Annotated in this window: 13 protein-coding genes; 7 read left to right on the top strand and 6 right to left on the bottom strand. The window is 71.3% G+C overall.

Features of this window, described 5'->3' with window-relative positions; all coding sequences use genetic code 11:
* Window positions 1-341: 341 nt before the first annotated feature.
* On the top strand, window positions 342-2,174 hold the full coding sequence (locus KJK29_RS00095; RefSeq protein ID WP_215116516.1) for a SpoIIE family protein phosphatase: 1,833 nt from the start codon (window positions 342-344) through the stop codon (window positions 2,172-2,174).
* A gap of 33 nt (window positions 2,175-2,207) precedes the next feature.
* Here the strand turns inward: KJK29_RS00095 and KJK29_RS00100 are convergent, their stop codons facing one another.
* Complete coding sequence (locus KJK29_RS00100; protein ID WP_251057647.1) at window positions 2,208-2,558, bottom strand: transglycosylase family protein; 351 nt, start codon at window positions 2,556-2,558, stop codon at window positions 2,208-2,210.
* 237 nt (window positions 2,559-2,795) lie between these two features.
* Between KJK29_RS00100 and KJK29_RS00105 the strand changes: the two genes are divergently transcribed.
* Window positions 2,796-3,467: a pyridoxamine 5'-phosphate oxidase family protein gene (locus KJK29_RS00105; RefSeq protein ID WP_215116518.1), complete on the top strand. Its 672-nt coding sequence runs from the start codon at window positions 2,796-2,798 to the stop codon at window positions 3,465-3,467.
* A gap of 90 nt (window positions 3,468-3,557) precedes the next feature.
* Here KJK29_RS00105 and KJK29_RS00110 read toward each other — a convergent pair whose 3' ends face one another.
* Window positions 3,558-4,361, bottom strand: a complete 804-nt coding sequence (locus tag KJK29_RS00110; RefSeq protein ID WP_215116519.1) for an NPP1 family protein — start codon at window positions 4,359-4,361, stop codon at window positions 3,558-3,560.
* Window positions 4,362-4,626: 265 nt separating this feature from the next.
* Between KJK29_RS00110 and KJK29_RS00115 the strand changes: the two genes are divergently transcribed.
* Window positions 4,627-8,364: an nSTAND1 domain-containing NTPase gene (locus KJK29_RS00115; RefSeq protein ID WP_215116520.1), complete on the top strand. Its 3,738-nt coding sequence runs from the start codon at window positions 4,627-4,629 to the stop codon at window positions 8,362-8,364.
* Window positions 8,365-8,366: 2 nt separating this feature from the next.
* Here KJK29_RS00115 and KJK29_RS00120 read toward each other — a convergent pair whose 3' ends face one another.
* Complete coding sequence (locus KJK29_RS00120; RefSeq protein ID WP_215116521.1) at window positions 8,367-8,972, bottom strand: DUF998 domain-containing protein; 606 nt, start codon at window positions 8,970-8,972, stop codon at window positions 8,367-8,369.
* Window positions 8,973-9,072: 100 nt separating this feature from the next.
* On the opposite strand from KJK29_RS00120, the gene KJK29_RS00125 reads away from it, so the two are divergent.
* The 4 genes from KJK29_RS00125 to KJK29_RS00140 all read left to right on the top strand — a co-directional run bounded on the left by KJK29_RS00125 (window position 9,073) and on the right by KJK29_RS00140 (window position 12,430).
* Window positions 9,073-9,876 carry a DUF817 domain-containing protein gene (locus KJK29_RS00125; protein ID WP_215116522.1) on the top strand — a complete coding sequence of 268 codons (804 nt, stop codon included), beginning with the start codon at window positions 9,073-9,075 and terminating at the stop codon, window positions 9,874-9,876.
* 122 nt (window positions 9,877-9,998) lie between these two features.
* Window positions 9,999-10,829 carry a PP2C family protein-serine/threonine phosphatase gene (locus tag KJK29_RS00130; RefSeq protein WP_215116523.1) on the top strand — a complete coding sequence of 277 codons (831 nt, stop codon included), beginning with the start codon at window positions 9,999-10,001 and terminating at the stop codon, window positions 10,827-10,829.
* 59 nt (window positions 10,830-10,888) lie between these two features.
* Window positions 10,889-11,890 (top strand): MASE1 domain-containing protein, encoded by a 1,002-nt coding sequence (locus tag KJK29_RS00135; RefSeq protein WP_251057648.1) that lies wholly within the window; start codon window positions 10,889-10,891, stop codon window positions 11,888-11,890.
* 42 nt (window positions 11,891-11,932) lie between these two features.
* Window positions 11,933-12,430, top strand: coding sequence for a molybdenum cofactor biosysynthesis protein (locus KJK29_RS00140; RefSeq protein ID WP_215116525.1), 498 nt, complete (start codon window positions 11,933-11,935; stop codon window positions 12,428-12,430).
* A gap of 21 nt (window positions 12,431-12,451) precedes the next feature.
* Here KJK29_RS00140 and KJK29_RS00145 read toward each other — a convergent pair whose 3' ends face one another.
* The 3 genes from KJK29_RS00145 to KJK29_RS00155 all read right to left on the bottom strand — a co-directional run bounded on the left by KJK29_RS00145 (window position 12,452) and on the right by KJK29_RS00155 (window position 15,374).
* Window positions 12,452-13,114 (bottom strand): YceI family protein, encoded by a 663-nt coding sequence (locus KJK29_RS00145; protein ID WP_215116526.1) that lies wholly within the window; start codon window positions 13,112-13,114, stop codon window positions 12,452-12,454.
* 188 nt (window positions 13,115-13,302) lie between these two features.
* Window positions 13,303-14,112, bottom strand: a complete 810-nt coding sequence (locus tag KJK29_RS00150) for a transferase (protein ID WP_215116527.1) — start codon at window positions 14,110-14,112, stop codon at window positions 13,303-13,305.
* A complete protein-coding gene (locus tag KJK29_RS00155) occupies window positions 14,109-15,374 on the bottom strand; it encodes a glycosyltransferase family 4 protein (RefSeq protein ID WP_215116528.1) in 1,266 nt (421 codons plus the stop codon). Before KJK29_RS00155 ends, KJK29_RS00150 begins: the two co-directional genes overlap by 4 nt.
* Window positions 15,375-15,532: the final 158 nt, after the last annotated feature.

Genomic DNA, 15,532 nt, shown 5'->3' on the forward strand with positions numbered 1-15,532 from the left:
AATCGCCGTCACACAGAGAGTTCATGGCTGCCAGCAGCGGACGCAGTTCGGCGACATGGACCCACTCACCCCCCGGACCGGGCGCAGGCCGTCCCGCGTCCGCGGAACCGGTCGCAGCGGGCTGCCGCTCCCCGGATTCCGGCTCATTGGAAACGAGTTCAGAGCGAGCGACAGAATCCATGACAACACACTTCTCTTGGCACAAAATATGACCACTCACCATTTAGGCTACATTCGACCTGTAGTCGTCCGCAGTGAGCTGGGCAGGGGTCGCCGTGAGGCCACAAGCGGGGTCGCAGACAGCACGGTCCTTGGGTCCGCGCTCCACGGCAGCGGCAAGAATGCATGTACCCGCCAACGAACTCGCGGCCTCGGCGGCACGGAAGTTCGTGCGTGCCGTGCTCACCGAACGGACCGCGCCCCACTCCCCCGCAGCGCCCACGATCAGTGACCGGTGCGTCGACGATGCCGTGCTCCTGGCCTGCGAACTCGTCACCAACGCCGCCGCACACGCCGGGTCCGGCCTCGAAGTGGCCTGTCACCTCGAGGTCGGGACCGCGCAGGCCGGCTCCGGGGCCGGCTGGGTGGGTGTCGTGGTCGAAGTGCTGGAGCACGGCCCCGCCCGCCGCCCCGGCGGCACCACAAGCCCGCACAGCCCCGTGCACGGCTACCGCCGGCAGCTGATGCACACACTGGCCGAATCCTGGGGCGTGACCTGCCGGCGCACCGGGAAGGCCACCTGGGTCCGTTTGGAGTGCGCCACGGCGGCGCCCCCGCTCGCCGGCACCGAGCACCGTATCGCCGGGCTCCCGGTCGAGATCGCCCGCCGCCCGCCGCCTCCCCCGGAGCCCGTCCTGCCGCGCGGACACCCCGGTCACCGGGCCCAGTGGGCCGAACGCGAGGGGCAGTGGTTCCTCGCCGAGGCAGGAGAGCTGCTCGCCGGACAGCTCGACGAGGACATGGTCGCCGCCCTCACCGGACAGCTCCTGGTCCCCAGACTCGCCGACTGGTGCGGCATATGGCTCACCACCGAGCACACGGGCCTACGGCTCTCCCGTGTCTGGCACACCGACGAACAGCACATCCGCGCCCTCCGCCGGTCCCTGGAGAAGGACCCCCCGAGCGCCGCCCTCAGCACGACCGGGCTCCCCTGGCCCTGGCCCGAATCCGAGTCCACCCACAACTCGGGCGGCTCGGCCCTGGCCTTCCCCCTCGTCGCCGGCGGCCGCTACCACGGCACGCTCGTCATCGGCCAGGCCGGACAACCCGAACTCACCGACACCGTCGTACGGCTCGTCGAGGACGTCGCCCGCCGCACAGCCCAGGCGGTGGTCACCGCCCGCCACTACACCCGCCAGGCAACCATCAGCCGTACGCTCCAGCGCCGGCAGCTGCCCACCTCGCTCGCCGCCATCCCCGGCGTCGACACGGCGATCGTCTACGAGCCCTGGGCCGAAGGCCAGGACGTCGGCGGTGACTTCTACGACCTTTTCCCCATGGGCGGGCAGCGGTGGTGCTTTCTCCTCGGCGATGTCTCCGGGCACGACATGGAGGCCATGTCCGTCACCGGTCTCGCCCGCCATCTCGTACGGCTGCTCGCGCGCGAGGGGCACGGCGTGGAAGCGCTGCTCAACCGTCTCAACCACGCGATGGCCGAGGAAGCCGCCGAATCGACCGTGCCCCGCGGCGAACACGAAGGCCCCCGCCTGCTCAGCCTGCTCTACGGCGAACTCGAACCGGACGCCGACACCGGCAGCACCCGGTGCACCATCGCCAGTGCCGGGCACCCACCGCCCCTACGTCTGACGACCGACGGCACCGTCACATCAGCGGCCCATCCTCAGATACTCCTCGGCGTCGAGGAACACACCAACTACCACGCCGACACCATCACCCTGACACCTGGCGAAACGCTGCTCTGTGTCACCGACGGCGTGACCGAACGCCGCAACGGCACCCGACAACTGGACGACAACAACGGCCTCGCCCGCATCCTCGCCACCTGCACCGGGCTCGGGGCCAAGGCCATCGCCGAGCGCATCCGCCAGACCGCCCACGACTTCAGCACTCAGCCCCTCGCCGACGACCTCGCCATCCTCGTGCTCGAAGCGGTGCCGGTGCTCAGGAGCGTTGGCACCATCACGACCAGCCACCCTCTGGAGCCGCCCTCGTAGCGGCTCCCGCGGCGACTCCGCCTACGCCACCGGCTACTTCACTCGCGCACAGGACCATGCGGACATGCCCTGCAGCTCCGCCAGCCGCCTGGCCACAGTGATCTGCTCCTTGCGGGTGGCCAGGTCGGCGCGTGGGGCGAACTTCCGTCCTCCCGCTGCCACCCAGCTCGACTGGGTGAACTGCAGGCCGCCGTAGTGGCCGTTGCCGGTGTTGGCCTTCCAGTTGCCGCCGGACTCGCACGCGGCGATGGCGTCCCAGTCAGGGCCGAACCGCGCGGACGGCTGGGCTTCCGCACTGGTGGCGACGCCCAGTATGACGGCGGCCGCGAAGAGTACGAATGCCGTACTCGTCCTACGGCGGCGACCGTCGCGCGTTCTGATCATTTCAACGCTCTGTGACGAAATCATATGTAGACGGTTGCACCGCGTCACATATGTGGCGAATTGAGAACATGAACTCCTACGCCAAAAGAAGGCAGGTCCGCTCCGGCCTCCTTACCGTCCACCGAATTGCCGTGCGGGCGACTGCTCTACCCTCTCCTGCATGGCCGGTGGTGCTTTTTCGGCCTGGCGGGTGACTGAATCAGTCGCCTGCGCCGAGGTGAACCGTCAGGAGGACCGTTGCACCACGATGAGCGGGCGGACCGGCCCGGAAGCCAGGGCGAGCACCAGATCCAACGTGAGTTGGGCACCGTCGGCCGCGCCGACCGGTTCTACGACGAGCAGGTGCTGGACCGGCTCAACCCACGCATGCGGGAGTTCGTGGCCCGCCAGGAGATGTTCTTCCTCGCGACTTCGGACCGTCACGGCGAGTGCGACAGCACCTTCCGGGCCGGCCCGCCCGGCTTTCTCCAGGTGCTCGGCGAAGGGGCCCTGGCCTACCCGGAGTACCGAGGGAACGGCGTCATGGCCTCGCTCGGCAACATCCGGGAGAACCCGCATGTCGGCCTGCTGATGATCGACTTCGCCCAGGACCGGATCGGCCTGCATGTCAACGGCCGGGCGCGGCTGGTCGCCGACGACTCGATGCGCCAGAGGTATCCCGACCTGCCGATGGATCCGGTGCCCGGGCGTCGTCCCCATGTGTGGGTGGAGGTCGAGGTCGAGGAGGCGTACATCCACTGTTCGAAGCACATACCGAGGATGGTGAAGGCGCCGCTGCGGCAGAACGCCGCCAGGGCGGACGGTTCGGCCGTCGACGGCGAGCAGGCCTGGGGCACCGACGACGTCAAGCGCAAGGGTGGCGACTACTTCGGGGCGGCGGCCCAGGAGCGGGGACTGGCTTCCCGCTGAGCTTCGCCTTGTCCCACCCGGCGGGAAGCGGCCGCCGACGCCCTGGGGGAGGGGTGCGTCGGCGGCCGCGGTTCGCAGGCCCGGCGTTGCTCAGAACGCCGGCATGGCGGCCACGGCCCGGCTGTCGGCGCCGCGTGCCTTGTTGATGTTGCCGACGAGTGCGCCGGCCAGCGGGAAGTTGGCGTTGCCCCAGCTGGCGTTGGAGAGCTTGGTGCGCAGGTCGCTCCTCATGTTGTCGAGGGTGAGCAGGCCCGGCTTGTCCCAGCCGCCGTCGCCCCAGGCCTCGGCCGTCTCGCCCCACTGCGCGAAGCGGAAGGCGTGTGTGCTCGCGCCGTCCTTGTGGTAGACGATCTTGACGTTGTTGCCGTCCATCGGCACCTCGTTGATCGGGTGGGTGCTGTAGCCGCCGTGCCGGGAGGCGGACAGGAAGCGGGGCCTCTCCTCGCCCTGCTTCTGGAACACCACGACGGACTCCCAGTCGTGGCGGTGCCCGCAGTCGGTGATGCTGGTCGGGTCGCACTGGTCCTTCTCGAAGTACAGCGTGTAGACGTAGGCGCACCAGCCGTTCTTGCACAGGGACTGCGCGTACGTGTTGGCCTTGCCGAGGTGGTTCGTGCGGCATCCGCCGGTGATCGAACCGGAATTGTTGAGGCCGCCGTTCAGGGTGCCGTTGTTGTCGATGGCCGCCGCGGGGAAGCAGCTGTCCGAGTCGTAGTCGAAGAACGGCTTGTACTTGGTCTGGAAGGTGCTGGCGTTCGGCGGCAGCGGGGTCAGGATGGCGGCGCTCGCGCTGCCCGCGTGGGTGAGGGTCAGGGCGGCGACGCTGCCTGCCACGAGGGCGAGCCTGCCGAGACGGGCCTTGGCTCTGCCGTTCATTGTCTTCGACCGGGACATCCGGCTCCTCCGTTTTGCTCGGTCCACGAGGGGTGCTGTGCGCCGAAGTGCGGCGCGACGGGACCGAGGCTGACAACCGGAGGGTTGTCAGGCACCTCCTTTCGCCACGGAAAACAACTTCGCCCTACAGCCGGATTGTCCGGCGCGATGATTCCGTGACCGTAATCAAGGTCACACCTTGTGTTGGTTTACGACGGATCAGACCAAAACATACGTTCACGCTCTGAACTTCGTTCTCGTCTGCCGCACGGAAGTGGGTGGGCCCGTGGGGCGTCCCGAACGACCTCTGAATCCGGATGCCGGTCCCGTACAGCGTTTCGCGCACGAGCTGCGCGAACTGCGCCGTGCCGCCGGCGGCCCCTCGTACCGCGTGATGGCGGTGGCGGCCGGTTTCTCCGCGACCACGCTCGCGCAGGCGGCGGCGGGTGAGCGGTTGCCGTCGCTCGCCGTCGTCCAGGGCTATGTACGGGCCTGCGGGGGCGATCCGGGCGAGTGGGAGGCCTGCTGGAAGGAGGCCGAGGTCGAGGCCGCCGGGGTACTGGTCCGGGACCAGGGCGAGGCGGGGGCGCCGTACCGGGGGTTGGCCCGGTACGAACCGGGCGACCGTGCGCTGTTCTTCGGCCGGGACCGGCTGGTGGACGAGCTCAGGCACCTGGTGTGCGAGCACCGGTTCGCGGTGGTCTTCGGGGCCTCGGGCAGCGGCAAGTCCTCGCTGCTGCGGGCCGGTCTGATCCCGTCCCTGCGCGAGGAGATCGCGGACCGGTCCCGTGCGGCGGTGCTGCGGGTGTTCACACCGGGGGCGAGACCGGCCCGGACGTACGGGCATCTGCTGGCTCCCGCCGAGGGCGAGCCGGAGAGCTGGGTGGTGGTGGACCAGTTCGAGGAGGTCTTCACGCTGTGCCGGGACGGCGCGGAGCGGGCCCGTTTCCTCGACCTGCTGCTCGCGGCCCGCGATCCGGAGAGCCGGCTGCGGGTGCTGATCGCGGTGCGGGCGGACTTCTACGCCCGCTGCACCGAGCACCGGGAGCTGGCCGACGCGCTGGTCCGGGCCGCCCTGCTGGTCGGTCCGATGACGGCGGGCGAACTGCGCGAAACGGTCGTGAAGCCGGCCCAGGCGGCCGGGCTGCTGGTGGAGCGGGAGCTGACCGCGCGGATCGTGGAGGAGGTCCTGGACCAGCCGAGCGCGCTGCCGATGCTCTCGCACGCCCTGCTGGAGACCTGGCGGCGCCGCAAGGGCAGGCTGCTGACCCTGGCCGCGTACGAGGCGGCGGGCGGGGTGCGCGGGGCGATCGCGGCCAGCGCCGAGCAGGTGCACGGGCAGTTGACCCCGGACCAGGCGCGCACGGCCCGGCTGCTGTTGCTGCGGTTGGTGGAGCCCGGCCAGGGCACCCCGGACACCCGGCGCGCGCTGTCCCGGACCGACCTGGAGGAGTGGGCGGACCGGAATGTGCCGGAGGTGGTGGAGCGGCTGGCGAGGGCCCGTCTGCTGACCGTCGACGAGGAGGCCGTGCATCTCGCGCACGAGGCGTTGATCAGCTGCTGGCCCCGGCTGCACGGCTGGGTCGAGGAGTCCCGGGAGCGGTTGCGTCACCACCGGTGGCTGACCGAGGCGGCCCGGGTGTGGCTGGAGCACGACCGTGACCCGGGCGCGCTGTACCGGGGCAGTCGGCTGGTGCGCGCGCAGGAGCTGTTCCCGGACCATGTCGGCGACCCCGCGCTGACAGTGGCGGAGCGGTCGTTCCTGGCCGCGGGGTTCGAGGCGCGGGAGGCGGAGCGGCGGGCCGCGAGCCTCTCCCGGCGGCGGGCCAGGGTCGTGGTGAGCGCGCTGTCCGCGCTGCTGGCCACCGCGTTGGTGGCCGGTCTCGTCGCCTGGCAGCAGCACCAGGACAACGCCCGGCAGCACACGGCGAACGCCGCCCGACGCATCGCCGCGGTCGCCGACGGCCTGCGCACCACCGACCCCCGTGCGGCCCTGCTGCTGGGTGTGGCCGCCTGGCGGATGGCCCCGCTCCCGGAGACCCGCCGCGCCCTGCTGGGTTCCCTCGCGCAGCCCGAGCCGGACGCCTTCACCGACCCCGCTCCCGGCTACGCCTCCCGGCGCTTCCTGGTCGACTCCGGCCGTGTCCTGCTCAGCGTCGACGACGGCACCTGGCGGACCTGGGACGTGACCACGCGCCGCCGGACCGGCCTGGGACGGCTGCCGAAGGGCGAGGTCCGGGCGGTGGGTCCGGACGGCCGGCTCCTCGCCGTCGCCGCGGACGGCGGTACGCGGTTGTGGGACACGACGGCCGGCCGCTGGACCGGGGTGCCCAGGGCGCCGGACCGCCATGACCTCGATGTCGGGCCGAGCGGCCGCAGTTATCTGCTGGGCGGGAGCGGCCCGGACGGGGTGCGGCTGCGTTCGGTGGCCGACGACCGGCTGCTGTTCGAGGCGAAGGGCGTCGACCGGGCCGACGTGGCGCCGAGCGCCGACGACCGACTGGTGGCGGTCTGCCCGGACGGCGGGACACCTCAGGTCTGGGACACAGTCACCCACCGCGCGCTGCCCGGGGCGTGGCAGAAGGCGGGCGGCGGGCTCTGCGACGAGGGCGCCTCACTGACCGTGCTGGGCGGCGGGACCGGTCGCGGCGACGGCCGCTTCGCCGTCGCCACTCCGGAGGGGGTGCGGATCTGGGACATCGGCTCCGGACGCCAGGTCGCCGACCTCGCCGATCCCGGGGTCCGGTACGCCTCCTTCAGCGGGGACGGCTCCTTCATGGCGACCGCCTGCGCCGACGAGGTCCGGATCTGGCGGCTGTCGGACACCCCGTCCCTCGTCTTCCGTCACCCCCTGGCCAACCAGCACGTCCACGGCGGGCTCGCCTGGGACCCCGGCACGCCCGTCCTGCGCTATCTGGAGGGCGGCACCGTCCACACCCTCGACCTCACCACGACCGTCACCGCCGCATGGCGCGACCGCCCCTTGGACGCGGTGCTGTTGAGCCCCGACGGCCGTACGTTCGCCACCGCCGAGCTCTCCCCGCTGCGCGGGCCGGGCAGGGCCTACGGCTTCGCGCTGCGCGCCACCGACGACGGCCGCCTGATCCGCGCCCTCCCGGCACCCCCCGTCTCCCCCGACTCCGGCCTGCCCCTGATGTCGTACAGCCCGGACGGCAGATCCCTCGTCTACGGTCTCTCCTCGACCGGACGGCGGGGCGGGCCGCAGCGGTTCACGGTCTGGAACGTGACGGGCGACCGGGCCCGTGGCGCGGTGGACCTGTCGACGGGCACGGCGGTCGTCGGCGTCGCCCTGTCCCCCGGCGGCCGCACCCTCCACGCGACGCGCAGGGCTGCCGCCGGCGAGCTGCGCAACGAGGCGTGGGACACCGTCAGCGGGCGGCGCGAGGGGGTCGCCGCCGACTCCCGGCCGGCCGGCACCCCTCTCATGGTGCGTCCCGACGGGCGGCTGATCGTCGGTGACAACCGGGTGGCCGGGCTGCCCGACGGGCCGGGCACCGCCCGGGACCTCGTCCAGGGCGAGCGGATCAGCGCCCTCGCGTTCAGCATCGACGGCCGGGTCCTGGCGGCGAGCGACCGGACCGGGCGGGTCGCGCTGTGGGACGGCGGGTTGCGCCATCGCGCGGGGATCCTGCGGAACCTCTTTCCCTCCTCCTTCGCCGGATCGGCCCCCGAGGAAGTGAGCGCGCTCGCTCTCAGCCCCGACGGCCGCACCCTCGCCGTGGGCGGCGACACCGGCACGCTCCAGCTCTGGGACACCCTCACCCAGCAGCCCCTGGGCGGTCGGCTGCCCACCCCCGGCGAGGCCGTGGCATCCCTCGCCTTCTCGGCCGACAGCAGCACGCTGTACGCGGGCGGGGCTCATGTGCCGCTGCATCGCTACACCGTCGACCCCGAGCGGGCGGTCGATCAGATCTGCGCGCGAGCACGGTCCTCGAACCTGACCAGGGCGCAGTGGCGGACGTACGTGCCGGAGGTGGCGTACCGGAAGGTGTGCGGGGCCTGACGTCAGCCTCGGTACTCCTCGTGGGCGGACCGGGGAAGGGAGAAGCAGGACAGGACCACGGCGAAGGGCCAGACCGACTGGATCGTGGTCACCGCGCGTTCAGCCGCGCCGGGGGCGCCCTGCTGGTGGAGTTCGGCCAGGAACCATGCCGCGCCCATCGCCATCACGGCTGTCGCCCCCAGGGAGGGGAACGGCCTCAGGGCCCAGGGCACGGCGTCGCCCCTTCTGGCGGCCAGGACGGGCCAGAGCGCGAGGACGACGAAGCCCACGACGGCGATCGAACCGTGGGTGAGGGAGCCGCCGCTGCTCGGGGTCGGAAACAGGGCCACGGCCAGGGCCGACAGTCCCCCGGCCGCCAGGGCCGCGCGTCCCGCGGGCGCGGCGGGGCGCAGTCCCCACGCGGTGAGCAGGTGGCAGACGCCCAGGGCGACGAAGGCGGCGGTCATCACCCAGTAGCTGGAGCCGCCGGGGGCCGCGAGGACGCTGATCGTCTGGGCGGCGGGGTCGTAGGAGGGGCCTTGCAGGGATGCCGCCACCGCCCAGCCCATGATCAGCACGACGGGCGCGCAGCCGGACGACAGCAGGACCCATTTGGGAACAGATCGCACCAGGACACCGTAAAGCGGATCTTCGGCCCCTCGCCCCATGAGCGGCGGGTGGGAGGGTCGTCGCAACCGGTCGGCGCGCGGTGCCGTCCTACAGGGCACCATGATCTCTTCAGGCTTCCCTGGCCCTCGGGCCGCACCGGTGCGTCAGCTGCTCGACTTCGCCTGGACGCAGACGCGGGCCTGCGCGTTCGCCATCGCCCTGCTGTGCGGTGTGGCCGTGTCCACGCTGCTGCCCGATCTCCCTGTGGCGCGCTACGACCTGCTGGTGGTCTACGGCGTGCTGCTCACGCTGGTGTTCTGGATGCGCGGCTGGGAGAACGGGCGGGACGTCGCCGTCATCGCGGTCTGCCATGTCATCGGGCTGGCCTTCGAGCTGGTGAAGGTGTCGCTGGGGTCCTGGAGCTATCCGGAGCCGGGTGTGCTGAAGTTCGCGGGTGTCCCGCTGTACGGCGGGTTTCTCTACGCGGCCGTCGGCAGCTACATCTGTCGCGCCTGGCATCTGTTCGACCTGGAGATCGTGGGCTACCGGCCGCGTGCGACGGCCGCGGTGGCGGCGGCCGTCTACGTCAATTTCTTCAGCCATCACTGGCTGCCCGACGTGCGGTGGGTGCTGGCCGGGCTGCTCGTGGCCGTCACGACGGGGACGTCGGTGCGCTTCACGGTGCGGGGCGTGCGCCGGCGGATGCCGCTGGCCGTGTCGTTCGTCCTGATCGGGTTCTTTCTGTGGGTGGCGGAGAATCTGGCCACCCTGGTCGGGGCGTGGCGCTATCCGTATCAGGAGCACGGGTGGGAGCCCGTGGGGGTGGCGAAGTTCGGCGCGTGGGCGTTGCTGATCAGCGTGACGTTCGTCCTGGCGGCGGTCGGCCGGCGGGTGGATTCCGGGGCGGTCCGGTCGGTGCGGTGAGCGAGCGCGAGAGTGCCGGTCGTCGTCGGAGCCCTCGACTGAGTATCATCCTATGGACGTAATTGAGATGATTTGCCATCGAGGGTTCTCACCGATCGTGACCACCCTCGCCGGAGTGATCAATGTCCCGCACCGGCACCACGGACGACGGCGACGAGCTGCTGACCAGGCTCGGGGATCTGACGGCCCAGGCACGAGCGCAGGCCGAGATGCAGCGCTCCCGGGTCGAGCTGGCCCTCGCGCTGCAGAGCGACATGCTCCCGCGGGATCTGCCCGTCGCCCGGCGGCTGCATCTGGCCGTGCGGTACGCGCCCGCGACCCAGGGCCTCAATGTGGGCGGCGACTGGTACGACGCCTTCACGCTGAGCGACGGCCGGATCGGTCTGTCCATCGGTGACGTCCAGGGCCACAACATAGAGGCGGCCGCTTTCATGGGGCAGGTGCGGGCCGGGCTGCGGGCCCTGGCCTCCGTCACCAGCGAGCCGGGCGAGGTCCTGGCCCGGACCAACGATCTGCTGCTGTCCCTCGGCTCGGACCTGTTCGCCACCTGCACCTTCATGCGGCTCGATCCGTGCGCCGGGGTGCTGGAGAGCGCGCGGGCGGGACATCTGCCCTGTATCTGGGCCACGGCCGACGGGAAGTCCGGCCTCACCGCGGACGAGGGCGGTCCGCCTCTCGGCGTCCAGAGGGGGACGCGGTATCCGGTGACCCGGTACGAGCTCACCACGGGCGGGGTGTTCGTCCTGCTCACGGACGGTGTCGTGGAGGGGCCGTCGATGCCGCTCGAGGAGGGGCTGGACACGGTGACACGGCTCACCGGCATCGCGGCGGTGGCGGGCATGGACGTGGACGCGCTCGCGGCGGCCGTGATCAAGGGTGCGGAGCGGGTGGGGCACGACGACGACGCCGCCGTCCTGGTGGTCGGCCTCGACGGGCCGGACGCTCAGCCATAGGGCCGCAGGGCCCCGCTCCCACCTCGCCGACGCGGCGACCTCGGTGTCTGATGGGCGCTGTGGTGGGTAGCCAGGATCTGCGCAAGCCGGTCGTCCTCGCTCTGCAGACGCTGGCCGTCGCCGCCTGCTATTACGTGTCGGGCAAGCTGGGCCTGCTGCGGGAGCTGGTCGTCGAGGGCGCCGTGGTCACCCCCATCTGGCCTCCCACCGGCGTCTCGGTCGCCTTCCTGCTGCTCCTGGGGCTGCGCTGCTGGCCGGGGATCGCCCTGGGCGCCTTTCTCATCATCGTGTCCATCACCTCCCTCACGCCGTCCTCGCTCGGCGTTCTCGTGGGCAACACGGCGGCGCCCGTCGTCGGGTACCTGCTGCTGCGCCGGGCCGGGTTCCGGACCGATCTCGCGCGGCTGCGGGACGGTCTCGCCCTGGTGTTCCTCGGCGCGTTCACGGCCATGCTGATCAGCTCGACCGTGGGCGCCGGCCTTCTGATCGTCACGGGCAAGCTCGACTGGCCGAGCTTCTGGGCCGTGTGGCTGGCCTGGTGGGTGGGCGACGCCATGGGCGTGCTGATCATCACCCCGGTGCTGCTCCTGCTGGCCCGCTTCCGCCCGCCCCTGCCGCTGACCCGCTGGAAGGAGGCCACGGGCCTGGCGCTGATCGCCTGCTGCGTCGTACCGCTCGCCGCGCACAGCTGGCTCAGCCTGCTGTTCCTCGTCTATCCCCTGCTGATCTGGGCGGCCCTGCGTTTCCAGCTCGCGGGCAGCATGCTGTGCGCGCTCTTCGCCTCGATCATGGTCACGGTGTCGGCGACCGAGGGGATCGGGCCGTTCGACGGGCTCAGCCGCGTGGAGGTGATGCTCAAGCTGCAGGCCTTCAACGGGGCGATGGCCCTGACCGCGCTCATCCTGTCGGCCGTGATCACCGAGCAGATCAACACCCGGCGTTCGGTGGAGCGCGCGTGCCAGGAACTCGTCGAGGTCCTGGAGCACCTCACCGCGGGCGAGTCGGCGGACGGCCGGGCCCCGCTGGAGGAGGGCGGGCTCGGGCGGAGGCAGGACGAGTGACGGCCCCGGGCCGGCCCGTCACCGGGTCGTAGGGTGGGCGTCATGACCGAGGTGGAGGTGCTGCAACTACTGGTGTCGCCCGCGCACCGGCTGGCCGGACGGCCGTCGGACGGGCCCTCCCCCGGCCCGTCGGACGAGCGCGTCTCCCGGGCGGAGGTGCGCCGCGGTCTGGGACTGGTCGGCGACCGCTACTACGCCCGGCCCGCCCACCGGAACGCGTCGGTGACCATCATGGCCGCGGAGAGCCTCCCGGAGGACGCCGATCTTCGGCACACGCGCCGGAACATCCTGCTCGGCGGCGTCGACATCGACTCGTGCGTCGGTACGACGATCTCCCTGGACTGCGGCGGCGGGCCGGTGGAGTTCGCCGTGCACCGCCCGGCCCGGCCCTGCGCCTGGATGGACGTGACGATCGGTCCCGGCAGCCAGCGTGCCCTGCGCGGGCGGGGCGGTGTGCGGTGCACGCCGCTGAGCGACGGGGTCCTCACGCTGGGCCCGGCCAGGTTCCGTGTCGTGACCGGGGCCGACGCCGCGTCGTGAGCCGTGGGGCCGCCCGGAGTGTCAGCCGGCCGACGGGGCCATGCGGATGGCGGCGATGTCCAGCTGCAGACGCACCTTCTCGCTCACCATCGCGCCGCCCTCGGCCAGCCTGCTGTTGTAGGTGAGCCCCCAGTCGGAGCGGTTGATGGTGGTGGTGCCGTCGAATCCGGCCCTTTCGTATCCGAAGGGGTCGGTGACGTGTCCGATGTAGGTCAAATCCAGGACGACGGGTCGTGAGACGCCTTTGATGGTGAGCTCGCCCGACATGCGGAAGAGGTCCGAGCCGGTCTGTTCCACGCCGGTGCTGGTGAAGCGCATACGCGGATAGGTCGCGGCGTCCAGGAAGTCACGGCCGACCAAGTGGGCGTCGCGTTGTTCCACCCCGGTGTCGACACTGGAGGTGAACAGGGTGATGTCGGCGCGCGACCGGGCGGGGTCGCGCGCGTCGAAGTAGAGCCGGCTTTCGTACTCCAGGAAACAGCCGCGCACGGTGGTCACCATGGCATGCCGGACGGAGAAGCCGATCCTGCTGTGCGCGGGGTCGACGACCCATTCACCGGTGAGGTTCGTCAGCTGGGGGTCCGGCAGCACGGCAGTGGGGGATGCCGGTGCGCCGGCCGGGCGCTGTGGGGGGACGGGCGGCGCCTGCCGGCGGGACGACACGACGCGGTTGAACAGGTTCATGATTCATCTAGGTACTTGAGTTTGGTTATTGCCGCAAGTCCCCTTCCCTTTTGCGGCTGTTGAGAACGAGCGCCTGCCCCTTTTTGCCGCCGCTTTGCACAAAACCCACACATGCCTGTCGCGGCGCTTTGACGAAATAACCACCCGAAACTCCATGGATTTTCATTTCGGGCATGTCGGTATTCGGCTTACGTCATCTCGATCGCGAGGTCGTTGTCGACGGTGTAGTACGGACGCGCGACCGTTCCGCCCGCGGTGATCGCCGGATAGACGTACACGTGCTTGCGGTCCGCCACGTCGTCGAGGAGCCGGCCGATCCTGACCTGCCGCGCTTCGGCGGTGGGCCGGACGAAGGCGTCCCAGAACCGTCCCGCTCCCCCGCCGTCGACCGCCAGGTCCTGTCGGTCGGCGGTGAAGGAGAAGCCCTTGCCGTCCTCGTCGATCCGGGGGCTCAGGCTGCGTACGGTGTCGCTGCCGCGCAGGCGCAGCCGCACGGTGGCGTCCTCGTGGAGCCGGGCGCCGTGCAGACGGGCCTGGACCGTGACGGCCCGGTCGGTGACGTCGATGGCGCGGGCCTCGGCGTGGGCGGTGCGCAGCCAGGTCCGCAGAGCGAGGAAGCCGTCCTTCGTGACGTACGGGATTCTCACGGCGACGGGCGAGGGCCGGTCGCGGAGGTGTCCGTCGACGAGGACGCGCAGGTCCCGCAGGCCGGGGCGGAGCCGCTGCCGTTCGGCTCCCGGTTCCGGCAGCAGATAGAGGTCCCAGCGGCCTTCGTCGAGGCTCTGGTGCGGTTCCAGCACGGTGTGCCATCTGCCGTCGGCCGGGTCGGGGTGCAATTCGAGGTGGTGGCGGGTCGTCTCGGGCCGGCCCTTCTTGGGGCGCAGCACCAGGAGCAGCCGGGGGCCGGGAGCCGAGGTCGAGGGGAGGCGGAAGGTGATCCGGCCGTCGGTGTCGATGGCGCAGTCGGTGCGCACGGGGGTGTCCTGGTGCTTGCTCATCGTTGTCCCTTCCGTATCGCGCGCAGGGCGCCGGTGGCCGCGGTGTGGGCGAGGTCGCGGGCGGCGTGGCCCCGTCCGGCCAGCGGACTGTCCGTACGGCGCTGTCGCCCGGGGGCCCGTCGGCCTGTGCTCTTGGCCGTCATGGCCTCGTCGATGATGCGTTCGACCTGTGCGACGACCGGGCTCGGGGCGAAGCGGTGGGCGTTCTCCAGGGCGGTGCGGCCCATTTGGCGGCGTCGTTCGTCGTCGCCGACGAGTTCGAGCAGGGCCGAGGCGAGGGCGGCGCGGTCTCCGACCGGCACCAGCCGGCCGTCGACTCCGTCCTTGATGATCTCGCCGGGGCCGTAGGGGCAGTCGGTGCTGACGACGGGCAGTCCGCAGCGCATCGCCTCGACGATGGTCATGCCGAACGGCTCGAAGTCGGACGTGGCCGCGGCGATCGAGGCTTTGGCCCATTCGGCCTCCATGGGGGTGGCGGCCCCCATCAGGAACACGTTGTTCCACAGGCCGAGGCGCTCGATGAGCTGCCGCAGGGCGGGCTGCTCCTCGCCCTTGCCGTAGATGCGCAGCTGCCAGTCCGGGTGCGCGGCGGCGACCTGGGCGAAGGCCTCGATGAGGAGGTCGTAGCGCTTCACGCGCACGAGCCGGCCGGCGGCGATCACGATCTTGGCGGTGCCGTCGGCGGGAGGCAGCGCGGGGTCGGGGACGCTGTTCGGGAGGGCCTCCACGGGGACGCCGGGCAGCCACATCTTGCGCCGGTAGGCGGCGGCGTCCGCTTCCGTGACGGTGGTGATCACGTCGAGGCGGCGGTAGGCGCGGCGCAGCGCGGTGCGCAGCCTCGGCGAGTGGTTGTCCAGGGTGAGGTGCTCCTGGCCGACGCGCAGGACGTGCTGCGGGGCCTGGCGGGCGATGTGCACGTTGAGGCCCGGGCGGGTGCCGATGACGACATCGGCGTCGAGCGACTCGAGGTGCTCGCCGATCCGCTGGTCGGTCAGCTCGCTGTACTGGTGATGGCGGTACTCGGCGGGCGGGTACACCCGCGCCGGTCTCCGGTGCAGCGGATCGTCCGCTTCCTTGCGCAGGTCCACCAGCGGCCGCAGCCGCACCCGGGGGTGCGGGGTGAGGTTGGGGTGCTCCCGGTGGCGTAAGGCGGAGACGATCTCCACGTCGTGCCGTTCGGCGAGCGCCCCGGCCAGGTTGAACGTGGTGGTGATCGTGCCTCCGATTCCGTAGGCGTTGTGGATCAGGAAAGAGATCTTCATGGTGGCCTAGACCGCGTCCACGACCGGTTCGTTGTTCGTCGTTACCACTCTGTGGCCGTGGAGCGCAGGGCGGGCTTTCCCGCCGGTTCCGACGTGATCTCGGACATAAGTGGTCTGGGCCATACCGGTTTGCCGCCCGGTTGTGGATAGCTTGTTGT

The organism is Streptomyces koelreuteriae (assembly GCF_018604545.1).
GTDB classification, from domain to species: Bacteria; Actinomycetota; Actinomycetes; order Streptomycetales; family Streptomycetaceae; genus Streptomyces; species Streptomyces koelreuteriae.

Coding starts and splice junctions, on each gene's coding strand:
- KJK29_RS00100 (WP_251057647.1), bottom strand. CDS start 2,558: ATGATCAGAACGCGCGACGGTCGCCGCCGTAGGACGAGTACGGCATTC.
- KJK29_RS00125 (WP_215116522.1), top strand. CDS start 9,073: ATGATCTCTTCAGGCTTCCCTGGCCCTCGGGCCGCACCGGTGCGTCAG.
- KJK29_RS00110 (WP_215116519.1), bottom strand. CDS start 4,361: ATGTCCCGGTCGAAGACAATGAACGGCAGAGCCAAGGCCCGTCTCGGC.
- KJK29_RS00145 (WP_215116526.1), bottom strand. CDS start 13,114: ATGAACCTGTTCAACCGCGTCGTGTCGTCCCGCCGGCAGGCGCCGCCC.
- KJK29_RS00155 (WP_215116528.1), bottom strand. CDS start 15,374: ATGAAGATCTCTTTCCTGATCCACAACGCCTACGGAATCGGAGGCACG.
- KJK29_RS00140 (WP_215116525.1), top strand. CDS start 11,933: ATGACCGAGGTGGAGGTGCTGCAACTACTGGTGTCGCCCGCGCACCGG.
- KJK29_RS00130 (WP_215116523.1), top strand. CDS start 9,999: ATGTCCCGCACCGGCACCACGGACGACGGCGACGAGCTGCTGACCAGG.
- KJK29_RS00095 (WP_215116516.1), top strand. CDS start 342: ATGCATGTACCCGCCAACGAACTCGCGGCCTCGGCGGCACGGAAGTTC.
- KJK29_RS00150 (WP_215116527.1), bottom strand. CDS start 14,112: ATGAGCAAGCACCAGGACACCCCCGTGCGCACCGACTGCGCCATCGAC.